Here is a 20336-nt window from a genome sequence, read left to right as displayed (position 1 = left end):
CGCCACCCATGTAGCAGAAAGCCCGCCGAACGCATCAGCGGGCTTCCCACGGGCTTTCGGATCAGGCCACCGCCGGGCGCAGTTCGACCACGTTGTCGGGCTTGCCGGTGACGAGCTGGTCAACCAGCCGCGCCCAGGCGTCGAGGGCGGCCCGGCGCTCGTCCAGGTATTCGAACCGGTTGTAGGTTGCGGCCACGCCTCGAATGGTGCCGCTGACGTGGTTCAGAATGCGGTCTGCGACTTGCGGCGGGATGCCCATACGGGCAAGACCTGTCGTCGTCGTTCGGCGGAGGTCATGGAACCACCAGCCCGGCATGGGTGCGGCCTCCTCCCCCTCCCCTGCGGCCTCCTGGCGGGCCTTCAGCACCAAGCGGTCGAGGTTCGTTTTCGCCCTGGAGAAGCCCGACACCGGCGCCAGCCCCGTCGTCGTGAACACAAACTCCGATGGCTTGCCGTCCTCCAGCGTGATCCGGGGCACCGCCTTCAGGATCTCGACAGCCTTCTCGGACAGCGGCACGACGTGCGCCTTGCCGTTCTTCGCCCGCTCCTTCGGGATGATCCAGGTCTTGCCCGGAAGGTCCACCTCTGACCAGCGCATGCCGGCCACCTCATCCCGGCGCTGGGCGGTCAGGATCAGCAGGCGGACGAATGGCCCAAACGGATCGCCCAGCCCGCCCGCGGCGAGCCACACCTCGCGCAGTTCGTCGTCGGTCAGTACGCGATCCCGGCTCTCCTCCTCCGCCGGCGGCTGAACGCCAACGCAGGGGGTGGTCTGCACGTAGTCCTTCGACGCCGCCCAACCGAACAGCTTGCGGACCACGGCGAGGACGCGATTGGCCGTTACAGCGGTGCCCGAGTCGACAATCTCATCCAGGCGCTTGTTCACGTCCCGGCGGGTGATCTCGGTAATTGGCCGGTCACCCCAGTGCGGGGTGACGTGCTTGTCGAGGAGCCGCTTCGTCTCCTTCCACCCACGGGTATTCACCTTGGCGTGCCGATCGATGAACAGGTCGGCGATGTCCGCGAAGGTGTCGCCCTTGGCGTTAGCCGCCTCACGCTCTGCGACTTTTTGCGCCTGCGGGTCCTTCCCGGCCTTCACTTGACCGAGAATTCGAATCGCCTCATCACGGGCCTTATCGGCAGTCCACGGGCTGCCGTGCTTGCCAATGGTGAAGCGTTTTGGGGCGGTGGTACGCCCGCCCTCCACCCGGTACTGGACGATATAAACTCGGGAACCCGCTGGCGTGACCTTCAGCCCGAACCCCTTAACCTCGCTGTCCCAGACGAACACGTCCTTCGTGCCCGGCTTCGTCGCGTCCACGAGACGCTTGGTGATCTTCTCGGGCATGGGGTCTCCGGTGATTGCTGCTGGCTTTCAGCAATCCTACAGCAATCACCAGGGCGCAACAATCACCAGCAATCATCAACAAGGCAGCGCTGAAAATGGCGGAATTCCTGAAGAAAATCGACGCCGCCCTACCCCCGTCAACACCGGATCACCTGATTTGTAAACCGAAGGTCGCGGGTTCGAGCCCTGCAACCGGCACCACCTCTCTTCTCCCGCCAGACCGACGCCCGGTCCCGCCAATGACGCACGCCCCTGCCGGCTGTTCTCTGATTCCGAGCGGTTCCGGCGTCATCGACGCGGAGCACGGCGCCATTCTCGACCTCCTGTCGGCGATGACCGCGGGCGGTCCGGTCGGGCTCGCGGAACTGACCGCGCTCCGGCGCGAAGTGGCCGAGCATTTCGCCACGGAGACGGCGGAGATGGCCGTCCTGTCCGCGGACCGGCGGGAGCGGCACGAGCACGCCCACCGCAACTACCTCGCCGGCATCGACGCTCTGGTGAACACAGCTGGGCGCGGCCACCCGGTGACCAGCGACGATGCGAATCGGCTGATGCTGTGGTTCATCGTCCATTCGAACACCGCCGACACCGAACTGGTGGAGGCCGCCCGGCGGGCCGACGACGAGCCGCCCATGATTTCCATGGACGACTGGCTGGACGGCCTGGACGCGGCCGACCGGGACGCCCTGCGCTCCTGAGACGGCCGTGCCACGCCGTCCGGGGAACCGTGCCTGCGGGCGCCGGTTGGAGAAGGGACGATCCCTTCCCGCAACCGACCCAGGTTCCTTCATGGACACATCCGATACCCCCAACGCCGGAGCGCAGCGCCTGCGCGATGCCATCGACAAGGGTCTGACCGGCGACAAGATCCCCGCCGCCGACCCCGCTGCGGCGCCGCTGGGCACCGACGACGAGGCCGCGGGCACCCGTCCGCCCCCCGCCGCCAGCGCTCACGATCCAGCCTCTCCCGAAGCGCGCGCGCCCTCGGGCCACTCCAAGGGCGCCGACGCCTTCCGCAAGGGCGATCTTCCCTTCGGCAAAGGCACCCGCAACGACGGGTGACGGCCCCGGTGAGAAAAGACTGCGGCGCAAAAAATGTCCCTCTTCCCGGCGGGAAGAGGGACATCGTCATGGCGTCGAATGGTGGCGGGGCGCCTGCCCCAGTTTTCCGAAACAAATGGGCCGTCTGATGGACCGTCCGGCGCGTCGTCGGAACCGCGTGCCGATCAGAAATAACGCTCCGGCACGCGCAGCACGTCGTCGGGCATCACCGGCGTGGTGATCGGGGCGCGGCGCAGCTCCTTCTTGGGATCGGCCCCACGCGTGATCAGGACATAGTCCTCCTTGGCGCGGTAGGTGTAGCCGCCGGCCATCGCCACGGCGGACAGGGCGGTCATGCCGTTGACATACTGGTACTGGCCGGGGTTGCGGACCTCGCCCAGGATGAAGAAGGGGCGGTGGTTCAGCACCTCGACGCTGACCTTGGCATCGCGGACGTAGCCCTGCGACAGGCGCTTGGCAATGTCGGTCTCCAACTCGCGCGGGGTGTGGCCGCGCGCCGTCACCTCGCCGATCAGCGGCATGGCGACCTTACCCGAACCGTCGACACGGAATTCGCCGGACAGCTGCTCCTCGCCAAAGACGATGACGCGCAGCGCGTCGCCGGCCCCCAGGCGATAGTCCGTCATCTGGGCGACGCCCGGCGGTTCGAGAGGGGCGTCCTGGCCACCGGCGCAGCCGACCATCGCGGCGGCGACCACGGTCATTCCGAGCGCGCGGAACACGTTACGTCGATTCATCCCATACCCTTCCATGGCTCGTGAGGACATCGGGCCCAGCCATCCGCGGTCGGAGCGGCCGAACCCTGAGCGGTCACGGAGGGAGACTAGCAACTCGCACGCGCTTGGGAAAAAGTGGAGAGGAAGTAACGCCAACGGAGGAAAAGGATTCGCGTCACCGTATAGGCGGAAATGCAAAAGGGGCGCCCATCGGCTGATGGACGCCCCTTCCGTATCCCTCGATACGATCTGATTACATCTGAGCGCCAACGCGCAGATAGACCAGATTGTCGGAGTAATCGAAGCCACTGAGGTTCGAGTTACGCTTTTCGTAAGTATAACCGCCATTCACGAAGACATAGCGGCTGAGCTGATAGCTGGCGCCGGCTCCCAGCGTGTAGACGTCGTCGGTGCGGTCCACGCCGTTGAAGTCGTCCTGGCGCCACTGGACGCGGGCGTTCAGCAGCAGGGTGCGCAGAAGCTCGTGATCCACGCCGACGGCGGCGACGGTGCGGTTGTAGCTCGACGCGATCTGGCTGCCGCGGGCGTAGGTCGATTCGCGGACCTGACGGCTGAGCGAACCGGTAACCGAAGTGAGCTGGGTCACCGACCAGTTGAGACGGCCGCCCACGGCCAGACCGCCGAAATCCTTCAGCGTCGGATCGTCGTAGTTCCGGCTCAGATAGCCGGCATAGATCTCGCCGTTGATCAGGCCGGTCAGGTCGGTGGACAGGCCGCCGACGACCTCGTAGCCGTCCGAGTCGCGGTTGACGCCGCCGAAATCCTGGCTCAGCCGGTAATTAGTCCAGTTGTAGGAGCCCTGAACGAAGGCCTCGTAGCCCTGGATGAACTCGTAGCCGACGCGGGCGGTGCCGGTGTAGTTCCAGCGGTCGCGGTCCTCCTGCGACTCCGTTCGCCCGGTGATCAGTTCGGCGTCCTGGTAGGAGGTGTACTGGGCACCGCCGGTCAGGCGGACACGGATGCGGTTGAAGCGCTGGTTGAACGACGCCTCGCCGCCGTGGGTGAAGTAGTTCACCGGCTCCGCGTAGCGCGGCACCACGGTGCCGGTGCCCAGCGACACGTCGAAGTTCGGGTCGGACCGCCCCTCATGGTCGCGGCGGCTGAACAGCAGGCCGCTGACCGAGGAGTCGCGGGTGATGTCGTAGCGGCCGTCCACCTGCGCCCGGTAGTCGGCGTAGTTCTCCGACGAGTAGTCGAAGAAGCGGCCGATGTTGCCGGAGGCCGAGAAGTTCAGGGCGTGGTTGTTGAAATCCGAACGCACGTCGACGCGCGGCTGGGTGACCCAGATGAAGTCGTCGCGGGTATTGTTCTCGGTCGCGAAGACGTTGCTTTCATAGGTCAGGCCGGTCTCGATGCGCGGCAGGATACGGAACGATCCGGCGCGGATGCCGAGCTGTTCGACCTCCGGACGGCGGCGCTCCAGCACGGTTTCACCGGGCTGCAGTTCCTGGGCGCTCACCGGCGTGGCCGCGGGCAGCGCCGTCAGCACGGTGGACGCGAGCGCGAGGGCGAGGAAGGACAGGGAGCTGGGCTTCATGGGTCACCGCGCAAGGCTGAAATCAGTGGCTCGTATCGGGCGGCCGAATGGCCTTGGAATGTGCAATCGCCGCTCCGGCAGAAGCGGACAGTCGCTGCAAAGACAACTCATGGCGTGATGTCCGTGCAACAGTGAAGCCGTTCAGCCGTGGTTTTTGCCCGCGCCTGTGTTGTTGGCGCAACAAGACTTGCGTCAGACGGGCGCACTATTGCCATACAACCGCATCGTTAGGGCTAAGGTCATAGGACCGCAGCGACCCGTATGCCTGCGTCATTGGGAACCAGCACTCGGCGGCATCCGTTCATTCAAGGCGGTCCAGAACCGCCCCAACCGGAACCATGAGGAAACGCCGGGCATGACCAGACCTCTGACCACTCCCCCGCCACCCAAGTCGCCCCGCCACCCTGGCGACGATGTCGTGATGCCGCCCTACACACCCGGGAGTGTCCCGCCGCCTGACGGCGACCTTCCGAAGTCCGACCGCGAAAGGACTCCGCCGCCGAACACCTACCCACCGAAACAAAACCCATAATCGAAATATGGGCTGCCGTCTGGTATGACCAAAACACACCCGCATATGCAGATTGCAACTCAGTCCGCCAGGAAAGATTCTTGAAAGGTCCAGATCATCTTCGTTCGCGAGTGCTTTGCATTGTAAATAGTGAACGGCCTTAGACTGTGGCCCTATGCCGCAGCGGCGAGCGTTGCCTATCGCGACTTCCATCCCTAGGCTTCAATGCGAAGCCTGCTGCATTTGGCGCGAGCCCGGGAGCATTCCCCGGGACCGGCGCCGAACCTGTCGCACGGTGTTCCGCCGACACCCGCCGCAACCGGAAACGGTCCGGCTCCGCAACGCTCGTGTGCGCCCATGGATCACATCGCCCATCCTCCGACCGACGATTACCTGTTGACCGGGCAGGTGCACTATCGCCTTCGCCGGGCTCATCAGCGCGCGTCCTCCATCTTCATGGACATGATCGGCGACTCCCAGCTTACCCCCACCCAGTGGGGCGCCCTGGTCACGCTGCGGACCGAAGGGTCGCTGTCGCAGAACCAGCTCGGCCGGCTGACCTTCATGGACCCGGCGACCACCCAGGGCGTGATCCTGCGCCTCGTGGAGCGCAAGCTGGTGGAACGCCAGCCGGACCCGCAGGACCGGCGGCGCACCAGCGTCAGCCTGACCCGAACCGGACAATCGCTGGTCAACGCCCTGCTTGGAAACGCCACCCAGGCGCATCACCGCACGCTGGACCCGCTGACCCCGGAGGAGCAGGCGACCTTCCTCATGCTCCTCTCCCGCCTGATGTAAGGCCGGCGGTTCCGGCACCGGCCCGCGGAAAACAGGCGTAATGAAAACCCGGCTGGTGCGGCGCAACGGAACGGTGACTTTTGCGGTGGGTTTGCTATGAACGCAGACATTGCGTTCACGCTGCCGTTCCATGCGTTCACGCAGCCGCCAACCGCGCCGGGATACCGCCGACCATGAACCGCCGCCATCTCCTGCTTGCGCCGGGCGCTGCCGCCCTCGCCGCCGCCTTTTGCTTCGCCGCGCCGATCCCCGCCGCCCAGGCGCAAACCGCCCCGGCCCAATCGGGTGGCCAGCCGATTCGCGTCGGCGAGATCAACAGCTACACCGGCCTGCCGGCCTTCACGATCCCCTACCGCCAGGGCTGGCAGCTCGCAGTCGAGGAGGTGAACGCGGCGGGCGGCCTGCTCGGCGGGCGCAAGCTGGAGGTCGTCTCCCGCGACGACGCCGGCAAGCCGGACGACGCCGTGCGCGTCGCGCAGGAATTGCTGTCGAACGAGAAGGTCGAACTGCTGGCCGGCACTTACTTCTCCCATGTCGGGCTGGCGGTGGCCGACTTCGCCGCGCGCAACAAGGTGCCCTTCGTGGCGGCCGAGCCGCTGACCGACGCCATCACCTGGACCAAGGGCAACCGCTACACCTTCCGCCTGCGCCCCAGCACCTACATGCAGGCGGCCATGCTGGTGGAGGAGGCGGCGAAGCTGCCGGCCAAGCGCTGGGCCACCGTCGCCCCCAACTACGAGTACGGCCAATCGGCGGTGCAGTGGTTCCGCCAGCTTCTGTCGGAGAAGCGTCCGGACGTCGAGTTCGTGGCCGAGCAATGGCCGGCCCAGGGCAAGCTGGAGGCCGGGCCGACCGTGCAGGCGCTGGCCGCGGCGAAGCCGGACGCCATCTTCAACGTCACCTTCGGCGCCGATCTCGCCAAGTTCGTGCGCGAGGGCGAGGGCCGCGGCCTGTTCCGCAACCGCACCGTCGTCAGCCTGCTGACCGGCGAGCCTGAATATCTCGACCCCATGAAGGACGAGGCGCCGGAGGGCTGGATCGTCACCGGCTACCCGCAGGAGCAGATCGACACGCCGGAGCACAAGGCCTTCCGCGAGGCTTACGTGAAGCGCTTCAACGAGCCGCCGCGCCAGGGCTCGGTCGTCGGCTACGCCACCTTCAAGGCCATCGCCGCCGCCGTGGAAAAGGCCGGCTCCACCGACGCCGAGAAGGTCGTGGACGCCCTGTCCGGCCTGGGGCTGTCCAGCCCCTTCGGCCCGATCACCTTCCGCGCCCTCGACCATCAGGCGACGATGGGCGCCTATGTCGGCAAGACCACGGTGAAGGGCGGCCAGGGCGTGATGACCGGCTGGCGCTACGCCGACGGCGCGGACTATCTGCCGTCCGACGAGGCCGTCCGCAAGATGCGCCCGGAGTAAGGGACGGAGGGGCCGCGCTTGCCCCCACCCTTCCCACGGCTGCGCCGCGGGCCCCTTCCCTCCCCCGCTCCGCAGGAGAGGGAGATTGATCCCCTCCACCGCGCAGCGGGGGAGGGTTAGGGAGGGGGCAAAAAGGCCACTCCCCCGCCGACCCTGCCGAAAAGAGCCGATGTCCTTTTACCTCGTGCAATTCCTCAGCGGCCTCGCCACGGCGGCGACGCTGTTCCTGGTATCGTCCGGGCTGACCATCGTGTTCGGCGTGACGCGGATCGTGAATTTCGCGCACGGCTCCTTCTACATGCTGGGCGCCTATCTCGGCTGGACTCTGGTGGAGCGCTGGGGAACCACGCCGCTGGGCTTCTGGGGTGCCGTGGCCGCCGCCTCGCTGGCGGTCGGGCTGCTCGGCGCGCTGATGGAGATCGGGCTGCTGCGCCGCCTCTACCGTTCGCCGGAGCTGTTCCAGCTGCTCGCCACCTTCGGCGTGGTGCTGGTGGTGCAGGACGCCGCCTCTTGGATCTGGGGGTCGGAGGATTTGCTCGGCCGGCGGGCGCCGGGGCTGCGCGGCTCCGTGGACATCCTCGACCAGCCCTTCCCCCTCTACGACCTCGTGCTGATCGGGCTGGGGCCGTTGGTGCTGGGGCTGCTCTGGTTGCTCTTCAACCGTACGCGCTGGGGCACGCTGGTCCGCGCGGCGACCCAGGACCGCGACATGGCCTCGGCGCTCGGCGTCGATCCGGCGCGGCTGTTCACCGGGGTGCTGTTCCTGGGATCGGCCCTGGCCGGGCTGGGCGGCGCGCTCCAGGTCCCGCGCGAGGCGGTGAACCTGCACATGGACATGGCCATCGTGGTCGAGGCCTTCGTCGTCGTCGTGGTCGGCGGCATGGGCAGCCTGACCGGCGCCTTCGTCGCCTCGCTGCTGATCGGGCAGTTGCAGGCCTTCGGCATCCTGGTCTTCCCGCAGATCACGCTGGTCCTGGTCTTCCTGTTCATGGCGGTGGTGCTGGTCCTCCGCCCCTACGGCCTGCTCGGCCGCGCCGAGGACGCGCCGCCCACCGCCGCCAGCCCCGGCCCGCCGCTGATCGCCGCGTCCGGCGTGGCGCGCTGGGCGCCCGCCCTGCTGCTCGCCCTGCTGGCCGCGGTGCCGCTGGTCGCCGGCGACTACGCGCTGATCGTGCTGACCGAGGTGGTCATCCTGGCGCTGCTGGCGGCCAGCCTGCATCTGCTGATCGGGCTGGGCGGCCTCGTCTCCTTCGGGCACGCCGCCTATTTCGGGCTCGGTGCCTACGGCGCGGCCCTGCTGGTCAAGCATCTGGCTGCACCGATGCCGCTGGCGCTGGCCGCCGCCCCGCTGGTCGCCGGGCTGGGGGCGCTGGCCGCGGGCTGGTTCTGCGTGCGGCGGTCAGGGCTCTACTTTGCCATGCTCACGCTGGCCTTCGCGCAGATCGTCTGGTCGGTGACCTTCCAGTGGTACGGCGTCACCGGCGGCGACAACGGCATCCTCGGCGTCTGGCCGCCGGACTGGGCGGCGAGCAAGGCGGCCTATTACTGGCTGACCCTGGCGTTGGCCGGCGGCGCGCTGCTGCTGCTGCGCCGCGCCGCCTTCGCGCCCTTCGGCTACACGCTGCGCGCCGGGCGCGATTCCGCGCTGCGCGCCGAGTCGGTGGGCATCGACGTCCGGCGGCACCAGTGGCTGAGCTTCGCCCTGGCCGGCTCCGCCGCCGGGCTGGCCGGCGGACTCTACGCCTTTTCCAAGGGCAGCGTCTTCCCCACCCTGATGGCTGTGCCGGTGTCGGTGGACGCGCTGGTCATGGTGCTGATGGGCGGCATCCAGACGCTGAGCGGCCCGGTGGTGGGCGCGGCGCTGTTCCACCTGCTGGAAACCGAGGCGATGAGCCGGACCGACTGGTGGCGGCTGGTCCTGGGAGCCGTCATCCTGGTGCTGGTTCTGGCCTTCCCCAAGGGCGTCGCCGGCTTCGTCCGCGACCTGTGGACCCGCGGGAGGGACTCATGAGCCGCCGCCTCGCCGTGGAGAATCTCCAGCGCGCCTTCGGCGGCGTGCAGGCCGTGCGCGGCGTGTCCTTCGCACTCGACGCCGGCGAGGTGCTGGCGCTGATCGGGCCGAACGGCGCCGGCAAGACGACCTGCTTCAACCTGCTGAACGGCCAGCTGCGGCCCGACGCGGGCACGGTGCGGCTGGACGGGGTGGACATCGTCGGTCTGCCGCCGCGCCGCATCTGGCGGATGGGCGTCGGCCGCACCTTCCAGATCACCGCCACCTTCGCCTCGATGACGGTGCGCGAGAATGTGCAGATGGTCCTGCTCTCCGTCCACAAGCGCCTGTTCGGGCTGTGGACCCCGGCGGCGGCCGGGTTCCGCGACGAGGCGATGGCCCTGCTGGAGCGCGTCGGCATGGGCGCCCAGGCGGAGCGGCCCTGCGGCGTGCTGGCCTATGGCGACCTGAAGCGCGTCGAACTCGCCATGGCGCTGGCCGGCGATCCGAAGATCCTGCTGATGGACGAGCCGACCGCCGGCATGGCCCCCGGCGAGCGGCAGGATCTGATGGCCCTGACCTCCTCCCTCGTCCGCGAGCGCGGCCTCGCGGTTCTGTTCACGGAGCATGACATGGACGTCGTGTTCGGCCACGCCACCCGCATCATCGTGCTCGACCGCGGCCAGCTGATCGCCGAGGGCTCGCCCGACGCCGTGCGCGCCGACCCGCGGGTGCAGGCCGTCTATCTGGGAGGTGCGGCATGACCGGCCAGCCACTCCTGAGCGTCCGCGGGCTCCAGGCCTGGTACGGGCGGGCGCACATCCTGACCGGCGTCGATCTCGCGGTGGGCCGGGGCGAGGTGGTCGCCCTGATGGGCCGCAACGGCGCCGGCAAGACGACGACGATGAAGGCGATCATGGGGCTGCTCGACCGGCGCGCCGGGTCGGTCGCCTTCGACGGGCGCGACGTCTCCGCCCTGCCGCCGCACCGCATCGCGCGGCGCGGCCTGGGCTACGTGCCGGAGGACCGCCGCGTCTTCACCGACCTGACGGTGGAGGAGAACCTGGAGGTCGGCCGCCAGCCGCCCCGCGACGGCGCGCCCCACTGGACGCCGGAGCGGCTCTACGCCCTCTTCCCCAACCTCGCCGAGATGCGGGGCCGCCGCGGCGGGCGGATGAGCGGCGGCGAGCAGCAGATGCTGACGCTCGCCCGCACGCTGATGGGCAACCCGTCGCTCCTGCTGCTCGACGAACCGTCGGAGGGGCTGGCCCCGCGCATCGTGCAGCAGATGGCCGACGCCCTGCGCGCCCTGAAGGCCGAGGGGCTGTCGATCCTCGTGTCGGAACAGAATCTCGCCTTCGCCGCCGCGGTCGCCGACCGGGCGAGCGTCATCGAGAAAGGACAGATCCGCTTCGAGGGACCAATGCGGACGCTGCTGGAGGATGAGACGATGCGACGGGCCTATCTGGCGGTGTGAGGGCCGGCGGTGTGAGGATCGATCACGCCAGCATGTCGAGGATGCGCTTGGTGTTGTCCTGCGCGGCCTGCATCACCTTGACGTTCGCGGCGAAGTCGGTCTGTGCCGAGGACAGGCTGACCACCACCGCCGGGTCGAGGTTGCCGGCGGCGAGTTGCGCGCCCGCCTCGTCGGCGCGGGACTGCGCGCCCTGAAGCCCGGCCAGGGCGGAGGCCTGGGCGTCAGGGAGGGACGGCATCCGCGGTGCGCCGGTCGCGCTGATGTCCATGGTGGAAATCCTCGATTGATCGGTCGCCCATCCTACCCCTTCCGCATGGAAAAAGCGACGGACACCGTCCGGTTCGCTCAGCCCTCCGCCAGCCAGACGGCCAGACGGTCGAGAAAGGCGCCGGCCTCCGCCGGGTCCTTCAGGCTCCATGCGGCGGCGCTGGGGGCCGGCGGGTCCATGACGCGGATGCCGACGCCCTGGCCTTCGCCACGCGCCGCCAGGGCGCGGAAGGCGTCCTCGTCCGTCTCGTCGTCGCCGAGGTAGAGCGGCAGCGTCTCCGGCCCCGCCAGCCCCAGGGTATCGAGCAGCGACAGCACCGCCTTGCCTTTGTCCCAGGGGACGTTGGGCCGCAGTTCGTGGATCTCCTTGCCGCCGGTGACACGCAGCTTCGGGAAGGCGGCCGCAACACCCTGCACCGCGTCGCCCACCGACGCCTTGCGGTCCCGGGCGACCCGCCGGGTGTGGATGGCGATGGCGAAGCGCTTGCGCTCGACCAGCGCGCCCTCGACCCCGTGCAGACGCCCCAGCAGAGCCGCCTCCGCCTCGTCGAGATCGCCCAGATACTCCTCGCCGATCTGGGTGCGCAGGTCGGGGCCGCGGATGTCGAAGCCATGGCTGCCGGCGTAGATCAGGTCGTCGATCCCGACATGGCGGGCCACGTCGTCGAGATCGCGCCCGCTGACCACCGCCACCGGACACAGCCCGGCCAGCCGCCGGATCACCGCGCGCACGGAGTCGTCGAGGATCGCCAGGTCGGGGCGCTCCACGATGGGCGTCAGGGTCCCGTCATAATCGAGGAAGACGGCGGGCCGCCGGTCGCCCAGCATCGCCGCGAAGGCGTCGAACCGGACGAGCGCCGATGGCTTGCCTTCGGTGGAAGCGGGAGACGGCTGATCGGTCACGGGCGGCTCTCCTTTATCGTCCAGGGCGTATCGTCGGTGGGCGCTGTCACGCCGGCGCACGATCGGAACAACGGGAAAGCGCGCCACAAGGTCCTGATGCCGGGTCCTGGTGCGTCCACCAGCGATGTTATCGCACCCGACATTATTGTGACTCTCCGGTCACAGCGATGCCGGAAAAAGCAACGGCCCCGCATGGGGGCCATTGCTTCGGGGTTTGCACCCACCTGAGATCTTTGTTAATTTTGCAGCGCAGCAAGAGATTGCTGCTTCGCCCTTCTTGGGCGTTTCCTCCCTAAACTCAGGCCGCTGTTCGTCAGCGGCCTTTTTTCTGCCAGAAACCTGTCCCATCTGGCAATCCCTAACGAACACCATACCCCAACAAATCCAGCGGCATAATCCATACCAAATCAAGGGTTTTGGCGAGATGAAGGTCTCTTGCGCCGTGGGCCCCGCCGGGTTTTCCTGTCGGCCCACCGCTGACCATCCGCCATAGCCCACCGGGTGCGACTTGAACCACGCACAGAGTCCCGTTGCCGACCGGCCGCTGCAGGCGCTCGTCAACGCCACGCTCCACACCGGCGACTCGGTGTTGGCGGGCGCCGCCCTGCTGATCGACGGCCCGGCCATCGCCGCCATCGTCGCGCCCGAGGCGATTCCGCCGGAGGCCGAGGTGATCGATCTGGGCGGCGGCATCCTCGCCCCCGGATTCATCGACCTCCAGGTGAACGGCGGCGGCGGCGCACTGTTCAACGACACGCCCGACCTGCCGACGCTGCGCCGCATCGCCGAAGCGCACCGCCGCTTCGGCACCACCGGCCTGCTGCCCACCCTCATCACCGATTCGGCCGACAAGCGGGCCGCCGCCGTCGCCGCGGTGCGCGCCGCGATGTCGGAAGGCGTGCCCGGCGTGCTCGGCATCCATCTTGAGGGTCCGCACATCGCGCCGGAGCGCCGCGGCGTCCACGACGCGCGGTTCATCGCGCCTCCCGACGTTGGCGACCTCGCCCTGCTCGGCGGCCTGTCCGGCCTGCCGGCCCTGGTCACGCTGGCGCCGGAAGCGGTCCCGCCGGAGCCGATCCGTCGGTTGGCCGCCGCCGGCCTGCGCGTCGCCGCCGGCCACAGCGCCGCCACCTGGGCGCAGGCCAAGGCCGGCTTCGCCGCCGGCATCACCGGGGTGACCCATTTGTTCAACGCCATGAGTCCGCTCGGCTCCCGCGAGCCCGGCATGGTCGGCGCCGCGCTGGAGGACGATGCGGTCTGGTGCGGGATCATCGTCGATGGACACCATGTCCATGACGCCTCCGTCCGTCTGGCCTGGAAGGCGAAGGCCCGCGGCCGGCTGTTCCTGGTGACCGACGCGATGCCGCCGGTCGGCGCTCCCGAAGATCACCCGGCCGGCAATTTCCAGCTTTACGGCGAGGACATCCGGGTGGAGGACGGGCGTTGCGTCACCGCCGACGGCACGCTGGCCGGTTCCGCCCTGGACATGGCGACGGCGGTGCGCAACGCCGTGGAGCGGGTCGGCATCCCGCTGGACGAGGCGCTGCGCATGGCCTCCGCCTATCCGGCCGATTTCATGGGTATGACCGCCCGTCGCGGCCGCCTCCGGCCCGGTCTGGCCGCCGACCTCGTGCATCTCGACGAGCGGCTGCGGGTGCGGGCGACCTGGATCAGCGGCAAAATGGCCGTTTCGTGAAACACCCCCTGCACGCGCGCGCAAATCTGTCGTATAGAGGCCGCAGAATTTTGACCCTCATACGCAGCATCGAGGAGATTTACCCATGGACATCGCCCTGATGGTTCTGGCCGTCGTGTTCTTCTTCTGGCAGACCGTTTCCGAGTGATCGGGGTCCGGACATCCGGACAAGCGAAAGGGCGGCTCCCCGGTGGAGCCGCCCTTTCGCGTTTCTGGCCCGTCAATTCGGCCGCCATGCGGATCCGTCAGTCGGTCAGCGCGCCGCCATGGATCTGCGGCTGTTCCAGCCGCGCATGGGCGGAGGCGACCAGCCTCAACGTCTCCATGATCGTTCCGATCGCCTCGTTCAGGTCGGCCCGGCCGGCGGGCATCGGCATGCCCGAAAGGACCGTTTCCAGGTCGTTGGCAGCGTCCTGAAGAAGGACGCAGACCTCTTCCAACTGACGTTTGGTCATTACGCCATCCGCAGGGTGCGGCGACGATGCCGTCTGCATATTGCGATAGGCATTTTGATTTGCAGTTTGCAGCGAAGACCCGCGCCGCCCCTTCTGAAACCCCGATATGAAGCCGAACATGGGCCCTCTCCCTTCCGTGTCGGAGGGTATAGAGCAAAAGCCGCGCCAATCCGGGCCATCGGCCGAAGGGATCACTCCTTGGGCCAAAGCCACGCCGCGCCGCGCATACCGCTTTCGGCACCATGGCGCGCCCAGAGGAAGCGGGTGCGGGGGGCGGGACTCAGCGCCCAGCGTCCCCAAAGAGCCGGCACGGCCTCATAAAGACCCGGCAGCTCCGACAAGCCTCCGCCGACCACCACCACGTCGGGGTCGAGCAGATTGATGACAGCGGCCAGCGCGCGGGCCAGCGCGTCGGCATGGCGGTCCAGCGTCGCCCGCGCCGGCGCGTCGCCGGCCGCGGCACGGGCGGCGATCTCCGGCGGGGCCAGCGCCTCCCCCGTCCGCCAACGGTGCAGGCGGGCCAGACCGGCTCCGCACAGCAGAGTCTCGATGCAGCCCTCCCGCCCACAGCCGCAGCGCACGGGCGGGCCGTCCTCCGCCGCCCGCCAGGGCAACGGGTTGTGCCCCCACTCCCCGGCCAAGGCGTTGGCACCGGGCAGGATGCGCCGGTCCGCGACGATCCCGCCGCCGACCCCGGTGCCCAGAATGATCCCGAAGACCAACGGCGCCCCGGCGGCGGCGCCGTCCATTGCCTCCGACAGGACGAAGGCGTTGGCGTCGTTGGCGATCCGCACCGGACGGTCCAGCGTCCGCGCCAGATCGGCGGCGAAGGGCCGCCCGTCCAGCCAGGGCAGGTTGACCGCGTGCACGCTGCCCGCGGCGCCGTCGACGATGCCGGGCAGGCACAGGCCGACCGTGGCGCCCCGGCAATCCGCATGATCTTCCAGCGCCGTCACGACGCCGGCCAGCGCCTCCAGAGTCTCCGCGTAGCCGCGCGGCGTGTCGGCGCGGTGCCGCGCCCGCTCCGTCCCGTCGGGAGCCAGGAGGGTGGCGGCGATCTTGGTGCCGCCCAGATCGACGCCGATACGCATCGGACCCATGCCCATGACGGACTCCCAGCGCGGGTGGACGGTGAACGGGGTGGAAAAGCAGTCCCTCCCTATAGCGCAGAGCTCCGCCTGAATCAGCCATCCCGACGCGCTCCTTCTCCATAAGAGGTGGCGGTCCCGTCCCTTTGCACCGTCGCAGGACGGCGGCGGACCACTAGAGTCAGGAGTGTCACGTCTCATCAATTGGATTGCGCGCGCCCCCATGGACCGTTCCGCTCCGAAAGCCACGCCATCCTCGAATCGCTCTGCGGCGAAGGCGAAGCCCCAACCCCAGGCCGCCGGCCTGCGCCCCGACCAGACGGAGGTCTTCGACGGCCTTCTCCTGGCTCTGCTGGCGCGCAAGCGGCTGCTGGTGCTGGTCGGCGAGGCCGGCTCCGGCCGGGCGGCGGTCTTCCACCAGCTCGTCGAGCAGGTCGGCTCCGACGGGGCGCTGGTGCTTCCGGTCGCCGCCAGCGCCGGGGCGCAGGTGGAGGATCTGGTGTCCGCCGCCGGTGACGCCGCCCTGCCCTCCGACAGCGACGACCGCGATTTCGACACTCTGATCGAGGAGCTGGAGGAGCGGCTGGACCTCGCCGGCACCGGCCTGCTGGCGGTGGAGAACGCCGGAGTCCTGGCCGCCCCGACGCTGGCCGACCTGATCGACCTCACCCGCTCCGAAACGCCGAGCGGGCGTTTCCTCCAGGTCCTTCTCTGCGGCACGCCGGAGATGGAGCGGACCCTGGCCCGCCCCGGACTGGCCGAAGCGGTGCGCGAGCTTGGCGTGATCTACCGCATGACTCCCGGCGCCGGCCCGTCCGTCGCGCCCACAGCCGCCATTCCTTCCGCCGCCCCCTCCACCGGACCGGTGATCGCCCCGCCGCGCGCCGCGCCGCCGCCGCCCCGCCGGGCCGCGGAACGCGACGCCAACGACTGGCCCGCCAACGATTGGGATGCGCCGGACGGCTGGACGATCCCGGAGGCCGGCGCCCCGGTCGCCGATCTGCCGGTCAAGCGCCCGCGCCGCCGCGCCGCGCTGGCCGGAGCGGCGATCACCACCCTGATCCTGCTGGGCGCCGCCGGGGCCGGCGTGACCCTGGCCGTTCCCGGCGCCACGCCCGAACGGGCGCTCGATTACGCCCGGCAAGGCTGGCAGGACCTCCGCACCTTCGTGACGGAGCGGGTGCACAATCCTTTCGCGGACGAGCCCAGCCTGGGCAGCCGTGGTCCCGACACGCTGGCGCTCGCCCGACCGCAGAACCCCTATCTCGCCTCCCTGCCCGCCGAGGCGGGGGTGCCGGTGGCCGGTCCCGCGCCCACCAGGGCCGACACCCCGCCTCCCGCCGCCCGCACCGCGAGCCCGCCGGCTGTCCAGCCGCCTGCCCAGACGACGGCCCAGACGGCAGCCACCCCGGCGGCCACCCCTGCGGCGCCCTCGCCAACGACCGTCGCAAAGCTCGATCCGGCGCCGCTGGCGAAGCCGGAACAGCCGGCCGTCGCTCCGTCGGCCCAGATGCCGAAACCGCTGGTGCCGGCGGCTGATCCGCTGGCCGCGGAGCACACCCAACCGCCCAAGCCACGGGCGACGGAATACCGCACGGAGCAGAGCGAAGGCCCGACCGGCTCGGCCACCCTGCCGCCGCTGGTCGATGAACCCGCGCCCCAGATGGCGGCACCGGCGATGCCACAGCCCGCGACTCCCACGGCGTCCACGCCCTTCTCCGCCAGCGACAACGGCCTGAACCCGCGCGTCCGCACCCTGGTCGATCAGGCCCGCCGGCAGATCGCCGCCAAGCTGCTGACCACGCCGCCGAACAACAACGCCTATGAGACGGTGTCGCGCCTTCGCGAGATTGCCCCGGCGACGCCGGAGATCCAGGAACTCCTGACGACCATGGAGGAGACCTACCGTCGCTGGGCCTCGCTCGCGGAGCGCGACGGCAATTGGGACGAGGCGCGGCGCTTCTACGAGCGCGCCCTGATCGTCGCCCCGAACACCGGCGACCTGCGCGACCGCATCAAGGCGGCCGGCGAGGGGCGCGTGCTGCCCGCCATGCCCACGGCCTCCGCAACGCCCGGCACCCCGCCGGCGCCGCCGGCCACCGCCGAGGTGAGGCCCGGTCTGGACAGCCGTGACGGCGCCATCGCCCTGATGCGCCGCACCGACGAGCTGAAACGCACGCTGGACGGCGGCGCCGATCCGAACAAGCGGGTGGACAACGGCAAGACCCTGCTGATGCTGGCCTCCGAACAGGGTCTGACCGATGCGGTGCGGCTGCTGATCGACCGCCGGGCCAAGACGGAGCTGCGCACCGCCGACGGCGCCACCGCGGTGATGTACGCCGCCTGGGGCGGGCACGAGGCGGTGATCCACGCGCTGGCCGCTGCCGGGGCCGAACTCGACGCCACCAACGACGACGGCAAGACCGCCCTGATGGCCGCCGCGGCCCGCGGCCATGAAGGCGTGGTGAAGATCCTGGTCGACCGCGGCGTGTCGGTGGACCGGGTGGCCAGCCACGGTTGGTCGGCCCTGATGTACGCGGCCAACAACGGCCACGACCGCGTGGCCCGGATGCTGGTGGAGCATGGCGCCAACCCGTTCCGCATGGACACCGCCGGCAACTCCGCTCTCACCCTCGGCGCGTTGCAGGGCCATATGCAGGTGGTCGAGGCGCTGAAGCCGCACTGAGATATGCATCCCCGCTCCGACAAGGAGCGGGGGGACGCACAGCGCTCACAGGGCCGAGAAGCGCGCCAGCATGGCGGCGTGGGAGCGGATGCCGTTGTGCAGGCACTTCACCTCGAACTTCTCGTTGGGCGAATGGATGCGGTCATCCTCCAGCCCGAAGCCGACGAAGATCGAATCGAAGCCCAGCGCCTGCCGGATGTAGCCGCCGACCGGGATCGACCCGCCGCTGCCGACCAGCGCCGGCTTGTTGGCAAAGACGTCGCCCAGCCCCGCCATGGCGGCGCGCAGATAGGGGCTGTCGGTCGGCACCTGGACGCCTGGCGAGCGGCCGAACACCTTGATCTCCCAGCGCCCGTCGGCCGGGGTGCGCTCCTCCAGAAAGCTGCGGATGCCGGACAGGATCTTTTCCGGTTCCTGAGCGGGCACGAGGCGGCAGGACAGCTTGGCCGACGCCTTGGACGCGATGACCGTCTTTGACCCCTCCCCGGTGTAACCGCCCCAGATGCCGTTGATGTCGCAGGTCGGGCGCGACCACAGCCGCTCCAGCGCGCTGCGCCCGGCCTCGCCCGCCGGGGTCTTCAGCCCGACGCCGGCCAGGAAGGCGCTCTCGTCGAAGCCGAGGTCGCGCCACATCGCCTTTTCCTCGTCCGTCGGCTCGGCCACGTCGTCGTAGAAGCCGGGGAAGCGGACGCGCCCGTCCTCGTCGTGAATCTGGCCGAGAATGCGGGTCAGCGCGTTGATCGGGTTCAGCACCGCGCCGCCGAACATGCCGGAATGCAGGTCGTGGCTCGGCCCATGCAGCGTCGCCTCGACGTAGAGCAGGCCGCGCAGCCGGGTGGTGATGGCCGGGGTGTCGATGTTCCAGGCGTTGGTGTCGGTGATGACGCAGACGTCGGCCTTCAGCTCCTCCGCGTTGGCCTTCAGGAAGGGCAGCAGGTTCGGGCTGCCGGTTTCCTCCTCGCCCTCCAGCAGGACGGTCACGCGGATCGGCAGGGTGCCGTGCACGGCGTGCCAAGCGCGGAACGCCTCGATGAAGGTCATCACCTGACCCTTGTCGTCCACGGCGCCGCGGGCGACGATGCGGCGGCCATGCTCGGCCTCGACGATGGCCGGCTCGAAGGGCGGGCTGTTCCACAGCTCCAGCGGCTCCGCCGGCTGCACGTCGTAATGGCCGTAATAGAGGATGTGCGGCACATCCGTGTTGTCCGGGGCGCCGCCCGGCCCCGGATGGTGGGCGACGACCGCGGGATGGCCGGCCGTCTCGCGCACGGAGGCGTCGAAGCCCAGCCCGCTCAGCTCGCGCACCAGCCAGTCCGCGGCGCGGCGCACATCGCCCTTGTAGGCCGGGTCGGTGCTGACGCTGGGGATGCGCAGCAGGTCGCAGAGGCGGCCCAGGGAGTCTTCAAAACCGCGGTCAACCTGCTGGAGAACGGGGTCGGCTGACAGGACGCTCGACATTCGGAACTGCCTTCGGTGTGAATGACTGGCAGCGATGGTAGCGCATCGCGGTTCCGCGCCAAGCTCCACAAAGCGCAGGGGTGCCATCCTCGCGATGGCGGCGTTCCCGGTGCCCGCCACGGGAAGCACAGGATGGCGGGACCGCGGCTCCGCCATCGCGAGGATGCCCTGGACGCAGGCGCGTCAAACGGTCAGGTACCGCCGGACCTCGCTCTCCTCCAGCCCGTCGCGGCTGCCCGCCAGCATGACCTCGCCGCGCTCCATCACCGCCCAGTCGTCGGCCAGATCGCGGGCGAACTCGAAATATTGCTCGACCAGCAGGATCGCCATGGTGCCCTTGTCGCGCAGGTAGGAAATGGCCCGCCCGATGTCCTTGATGATGGAGGGCTGGATGCCCTCGGTCGGCTCGTCCAGCACCAGCAGCCGGGGCCGCGTCACCAGCGCCCGCCCGATGGCGAGCTGCTGCTGCTGCCCGCCCGACAGGTCGCCGCCGCGGCGGTCGAGCATGGACTTCAGCACCGGGAACAGCTCGAACACCTCGTCGGGGATGGAGCGGTCGGCGCGCTTCAGCGGCGCGTAGCCGGTCAGCAGGTTTTCCCGCACCGTCAGCAGCGGGAAGATCTCGCGCCCCTGCGGGACATAGGCGATGCCGCGCCGCGCCCGTTCGGAGGGTGCGAGCTTGGTGATGTCGCCGCCGTCCCAGGCGATGGTGCCGCCGGTCACCGGCTTCAGCCCGACGATGGCGCGCAGCAGCGACGACTTGCCGACGCCGTTGCGCCCCAGCAGGCAGGTGACCTTCCCCACCTCCGCCGTCAGCGACACGCCGCGCAACGCCTGCGCCGCGCCGTAATGGAGATCGACAGACCGTACGTCGAGCATGCAACTTCCTCTGATCCAAAACCCCT

Annotated in this window: 19 protein-coding genes; 10 read left to right on the top strand and 9 right to left on the bottom strand. The window is 69.4% G+C overall.

Annotation, left to right across the window (positions count from 1 at the left end; genetic code table 11):
* Positions 1–61: 61 nt before the first annotated feature.
* Positions 62–1348, bottom strand: coding sequence for a tyrosine-type recombinase/integrase (locus DS837_RS01740; protein WP_149163171.1), 1287 nt, complete (start codon positions 1346–1348; stop codon positions 62–64).
* On the opposite strand from DS837_RS01740, the gene DS837_RS01735 reads away from it, so the two are divergent.
* The 3 genes from DS837_RS01735 (at position 1332) to DS837_RS01725 (ending at position 2410) form a co-directional block, all read left to right on the top strand.
* The gene (locus DS837_RS01735) at positions 1332–1511 is read left to right on the top strand and encodes a hypothetical protein (protein WP_149163170.1); all 180 of its coding nucleotides are present in this window, start codon (positions 1332–1334) and stop codon (positions 1509–1511) included. The two genes, DS837_RS01740 and DS837_RS01735, sit on opposite strands and share 17 nt — an antisense overlap.
* A 76-nt stretch (positions 1512–1587) precedes the next feature.
* Positions 1588–2046, top strand: coding sequence for a hemerythrin domain-containing protein (locus DS837_RS01730; RefSeq protein WP_149163169.1), 459 nt, complete (start codon positions 1588–1590; stop codon positions 2044–2046).
* Between the two features lie 91 nt (positions 2047–2137).
* A complete protein-coding gene (locus DS837_RS01725; RefSeq protein ID WP_149163168.1) occupies positions 2138–2410 on the top strand; it encodes a hypothetical protein in 273 nt (90 codons plus the stop codon).
* 164 nt (positions 2411–2574) lie between these two features.
* Here the strand turns inward: DS837_RS01725 and DS837_RS01720 are convergent, their stop codons facing one another.
* On the bottom strand, positions 2575–3147 hold the full coding sequence (locus tag DS837_RS01720) for a polysaccharide biosynthesis/export family protein (protein ID WP_137139015.1): 573 nt from the start codon (positions 3145–3147) through the stop codon (positions 2575–2577).
* A gap of 232 nt (positions 3148–3379) precedes the next feature.
* On the bottom strand, positions 3380–4684 hold the full coding sequence (locus DS837_RS01715) for an outer membrane beta-barrel protein (RefSeq protein WP_149163167.1): 1305 nt from the start codon (positions 4682–4684) through the stop codon (positions 3380–3382).
* Between the two features lie 868 nt (positions 4685–5552).
* On the opposite strand from DS837_RS01715, the gene DS837_RS01710 reads away from it, so the two are divergent.
* The 5 genes from DS837_RS01710 (at position 5553) to DS837_RS01690 (ending at position 10878) form a co-directional block, all read left to right on the top strand.
* Entirely contained in the window at positions 5553–5993 is a 441-nt protein-coding gene (locus tag DS837_RS01710) for a MarR family winged helix-turn-helix transcriptional regulator (protein WP_149163166.1), read from the top strand.
* 173 nt (positions 5994–6166) lie between these two features.
* The gene (locus tag DS837_RS01705) at positions 6167–7411 is read left to right on the top strand and encodes an ABC transporter substrate-binding protein (RefSeq protein ID WP_149163165.1); all 1245 of its coding nucleotides are present in this window, start codon (positions 6167–6169) and stop codon (positions 7409–7411) included.
* A 169-nt stretch (positions 7412–7580) separates the two neighbouring features.
* A complete protein-coding gene (locus DS837_RS01700; protein ID WP_149163164.1) occupies positions 7581–9422 on the top strand; it encodes an ABC transporter permease in 1842 nt (613 codons plus the stop codon).
* Positions 9419–10165, top strand: a complete 747-nt coding sequence (locus tag DS837_RS01695) for an ABC transporter ATP-binding protein (protein ID WP_149163163.1) — start codon at positions 9419–9421, stop codon at positions 10163–10165. The genes DS837_RS01700 and DS837_RS01695 overlap by 4 nt, the downstream gene beginning before the upstream one ends.
* On the top strand, positions 10162–10878 hold the full coding sequence (locus DS837_RS01690) for an ABC transporter ATP-binding protein (protein WP_149163162.1): 717 nt from the start codon (positions 10162–10164) through the stop codon (positions 10876–10878). Before DS837_RS01695 ends, DS837_RS01690 begins: the two co-directional genes overlap by 4 nt.
* Before the next feature lie 22 nt (positions 10879–10900).
* Here the strand turns inward: DS837_RS01690 and DS837_RS01685 are convergent, their stop codons facing one another.
* Together DS837_RS01685 and otsB are read right to left on the bottom strand one after the other, a co-directional pair.
* Positions 10901–11146 (bottom strand): hypothetical protein, encoded by a 246-nt coding sequence (locus DS837_RS01685; protein WP_149163161.1) that lies wholly within the window; start codon positions 11144–11146, stop codon positions 10901–10903.
* A gap of 77 nt (positions 11147–11223) precedes the next feature.
* Complete coding sequence (gene otsB, locus DS837_RS01680; protein ID WP_149163160.1) at positions 11224–12048, bottom strand: trehalose-phosphatase; 825 nt, start codon at positions 12046–12048, stop codon at positions 11224–11226.
* 508 nt (positions 12049–12556) lie between these two features.
* Here otsB and nagA point away from each other — a divergent pair.
* On the top strand, positions 12557–13744 hold the full coding sequence (gene nagA, locus DS837_RS01675) for an N-acetylglucosamine-6-phosphate deacetylase (protein WP_211102040.1): 1188 nt from the start codon (positions 12557–12559) through the stop codon (positions 13742–13744).
* A gap of 245 nt (positions 13745–13989) precedes the next feature.
* Here the strand turns inward: nagA and DS837_RS01670 are convergent, their stop codons facing one another.
* Together DS837_RS01670 and DS837_RS01665 are read right to left on the bottom strand one after the other, a co-directional pair.
* The gene (locus tag DS837_RS01670; protein WP_149163159.1) at positions 13990–14319 is read right to left on the bottom strand and encodes a hypothetical protein; all 330 of its coding nucleotides are present in this window, start codon (positions 14317–14319) and stop codon (positions 13990–13992) included.
* Positions 14320–14390: 71 nt separating this feature from the next.
* Positions 14391–15305, bottom strand: a complete 915-nt coding sequence (locus DS837_RS01665; protein WP_149163158.1) for an ROK family protein — start codon at positions 15303–15305, stop codon at positions 14391–14393.
* Positions 15306–15510: 205 nt separating this feature from the next.
* Between DS837_RS01665 and DS837_RS01660 the strand changes: the two genes are divergently transcribed.
* Complete coding sequence (locus tag DS837_RS01660) at positions 15511–17973, top strand: ankyrin repeat domain-containing protein (RefSeq protein WP_149163157.1); 2463 nt, start codon at positions 15511–15513, stop codon at positions 17971–17973.
* A 45-nt stretch (positions 17974–18018) separates the two neighbouring features.
* Here the strand turns inward: DS837_RS01660 and DS837_RS01655 are convergent, their stop codons facing one another.
* Both DS837_RS01655 and urtE read right to left on the bottom strand, forming a co-directional pair.
* Positions 18019–19431 carry a M20/M25/M40 family metallo-hydrolase gene (locus DS837_RS01655; protein ID WP_149163156.1) on the bottom strand — a complete coding sequence of 471 codons (1413 nt, stop codon included), beginning with the start codon at positions 19429–19431 and terminating at the stop codon, positions 18019–18021.
* 183 nt (positions 19432–19614) lie between these two features.
* Positions 19615–20310: an urea ABC transporter ATP-binding subunit UrtE gene (gene urtE, locus DS837_RS01650; RefSeq protein WP_094306347.1), complete on the bottom strand. Its 696-nt coding sequence runs from the start codon at positions 20308–20310 to the stop codon at positions 19615–19617.
* Positions 20311–20336 lie beyond the last annotated feature (26 nt).

The sequence above is a fragment of the Azospirillum brasilense genome (assembly GCF_008365405.1).
In the GTDB taxonomy this organism is placed as follows: domain Bacteria; phylum Pseudomonadota; class Alphaproteobacteria; order Azospirillales; family Azospirillaceae; genus Azospirillum; species Azospirillum brasilense_D.
This window is presented reverse-complemented; position numbering and strand designations above follow the sequence as displayed.

Coding starts and splice junctions, on each gene's coding strand:
- DS837_RS01740 (WP_149163171.1), bottom strand. CDS start 1,348: ATGCCCGAGAAGATCACCAAGCGTCTCGTGGACGCGACGAAGCCGGGC.
- DS837_RS01730 (WP_149163169.1), top strand. CDS start 1,588: ATGACGCACGCCCCTGCCGGCTGTTCTCTGATTCCGAGCGGTTCCGGC.
- DS837_RS01725 (WP_149163168.1), top strand. CDS start 2,138: ATGGACACATCCGATACCCCCAACGCCGGAGCGCAGCGCCTGCGCGAT.
- DS837_RS01720 (WP_137139015.1), bottom strand. CDS start 3,147: ATGAATCGACGTAACGTGTTCCGCGCGCTCGGAATGACCGTGGTCGCC.
- DS837_RS01715 (WP_149163167.1), bottom strand. CDS start 4,684: ATGAAGCCCAGCTCCCTGTCCTTCCTCGCCCTCGCGCTCGCGTCCACC.
- DS837_RS01710 (WP_149163166.1), top strand. CDS start 5,553: ATGGATCACATCGCCCATCCTCCGACCGACGATTACCTGTTGACCGGG.
- DS837_RS01705 (WP_149163165.1), top strand. CDS start 6,167: ATGAACCGCCGCCATCTCCTGCTTGCGCCGGGCGCTGCCGCCCTCGCC.
- DS837_RS01700 (WP_149163164.1), top strand. CDS start 7,581: ATGTCCTTTTACCTCGTGCAATTCCTCAGCGGCCTCGCCACGGCGGCG.
- DS837_RS01695 (WP_149163163.1), top strand. CDS start 9,419: ATGAGCCGCCGCCTCGCCGTGGAGAATCTCCAGCGCGCCTTCGGCGGC.
- DS837_RS01690 (WP_149163162.1), top strand. CDS start 10,162: ATGACCGGCCAGCCACTCCTGAGCGTCCGCGGGCTCCAGGCCTGGTAC.
- DS837_RS01685 (WP_149163161.1), bottom strand. CDS start 11,146: ATGGACATCAGCGCGACCGGCGCACCGCGGATGCCGTCCCTCCCTGAC.
- DS837_RS01670 (WP_149163159.1), bottom strand. CDS start 14,319: ATGTTCGGCTTCATATCGGGGTTTCAGAAGGGGCGGCGCGGGTCTTCG.
- DS837_RS01665 (WP_149163158.1), bottom strand. CDS start 15,305: ATGGGCATGGGTCCGATGCGTATCGGCGTCGATCTGGGCGGCACCAAG.
- DS837_RS01660 (WP_149163157.1), top strand. CDS start 15,511: ATGGACCGTTCCGCTCCGAAAGCCACGCCATCCTCGAATCGCTCTGCG.
- DS837_RS01655 (WP_149163156.1), bottom strand. CDS start 19,431: ATGTCGAGCGTCCTGTCAGCCGACCCCGTTCTCCAGCAGGTTGACCGC.
- urtE (WP_094306347.1), bottom strand. CDS start 20,310: ATGCTCGACGTACGGTCTGTCGATCTCCATTACGGCGCGGCGCAGGCG.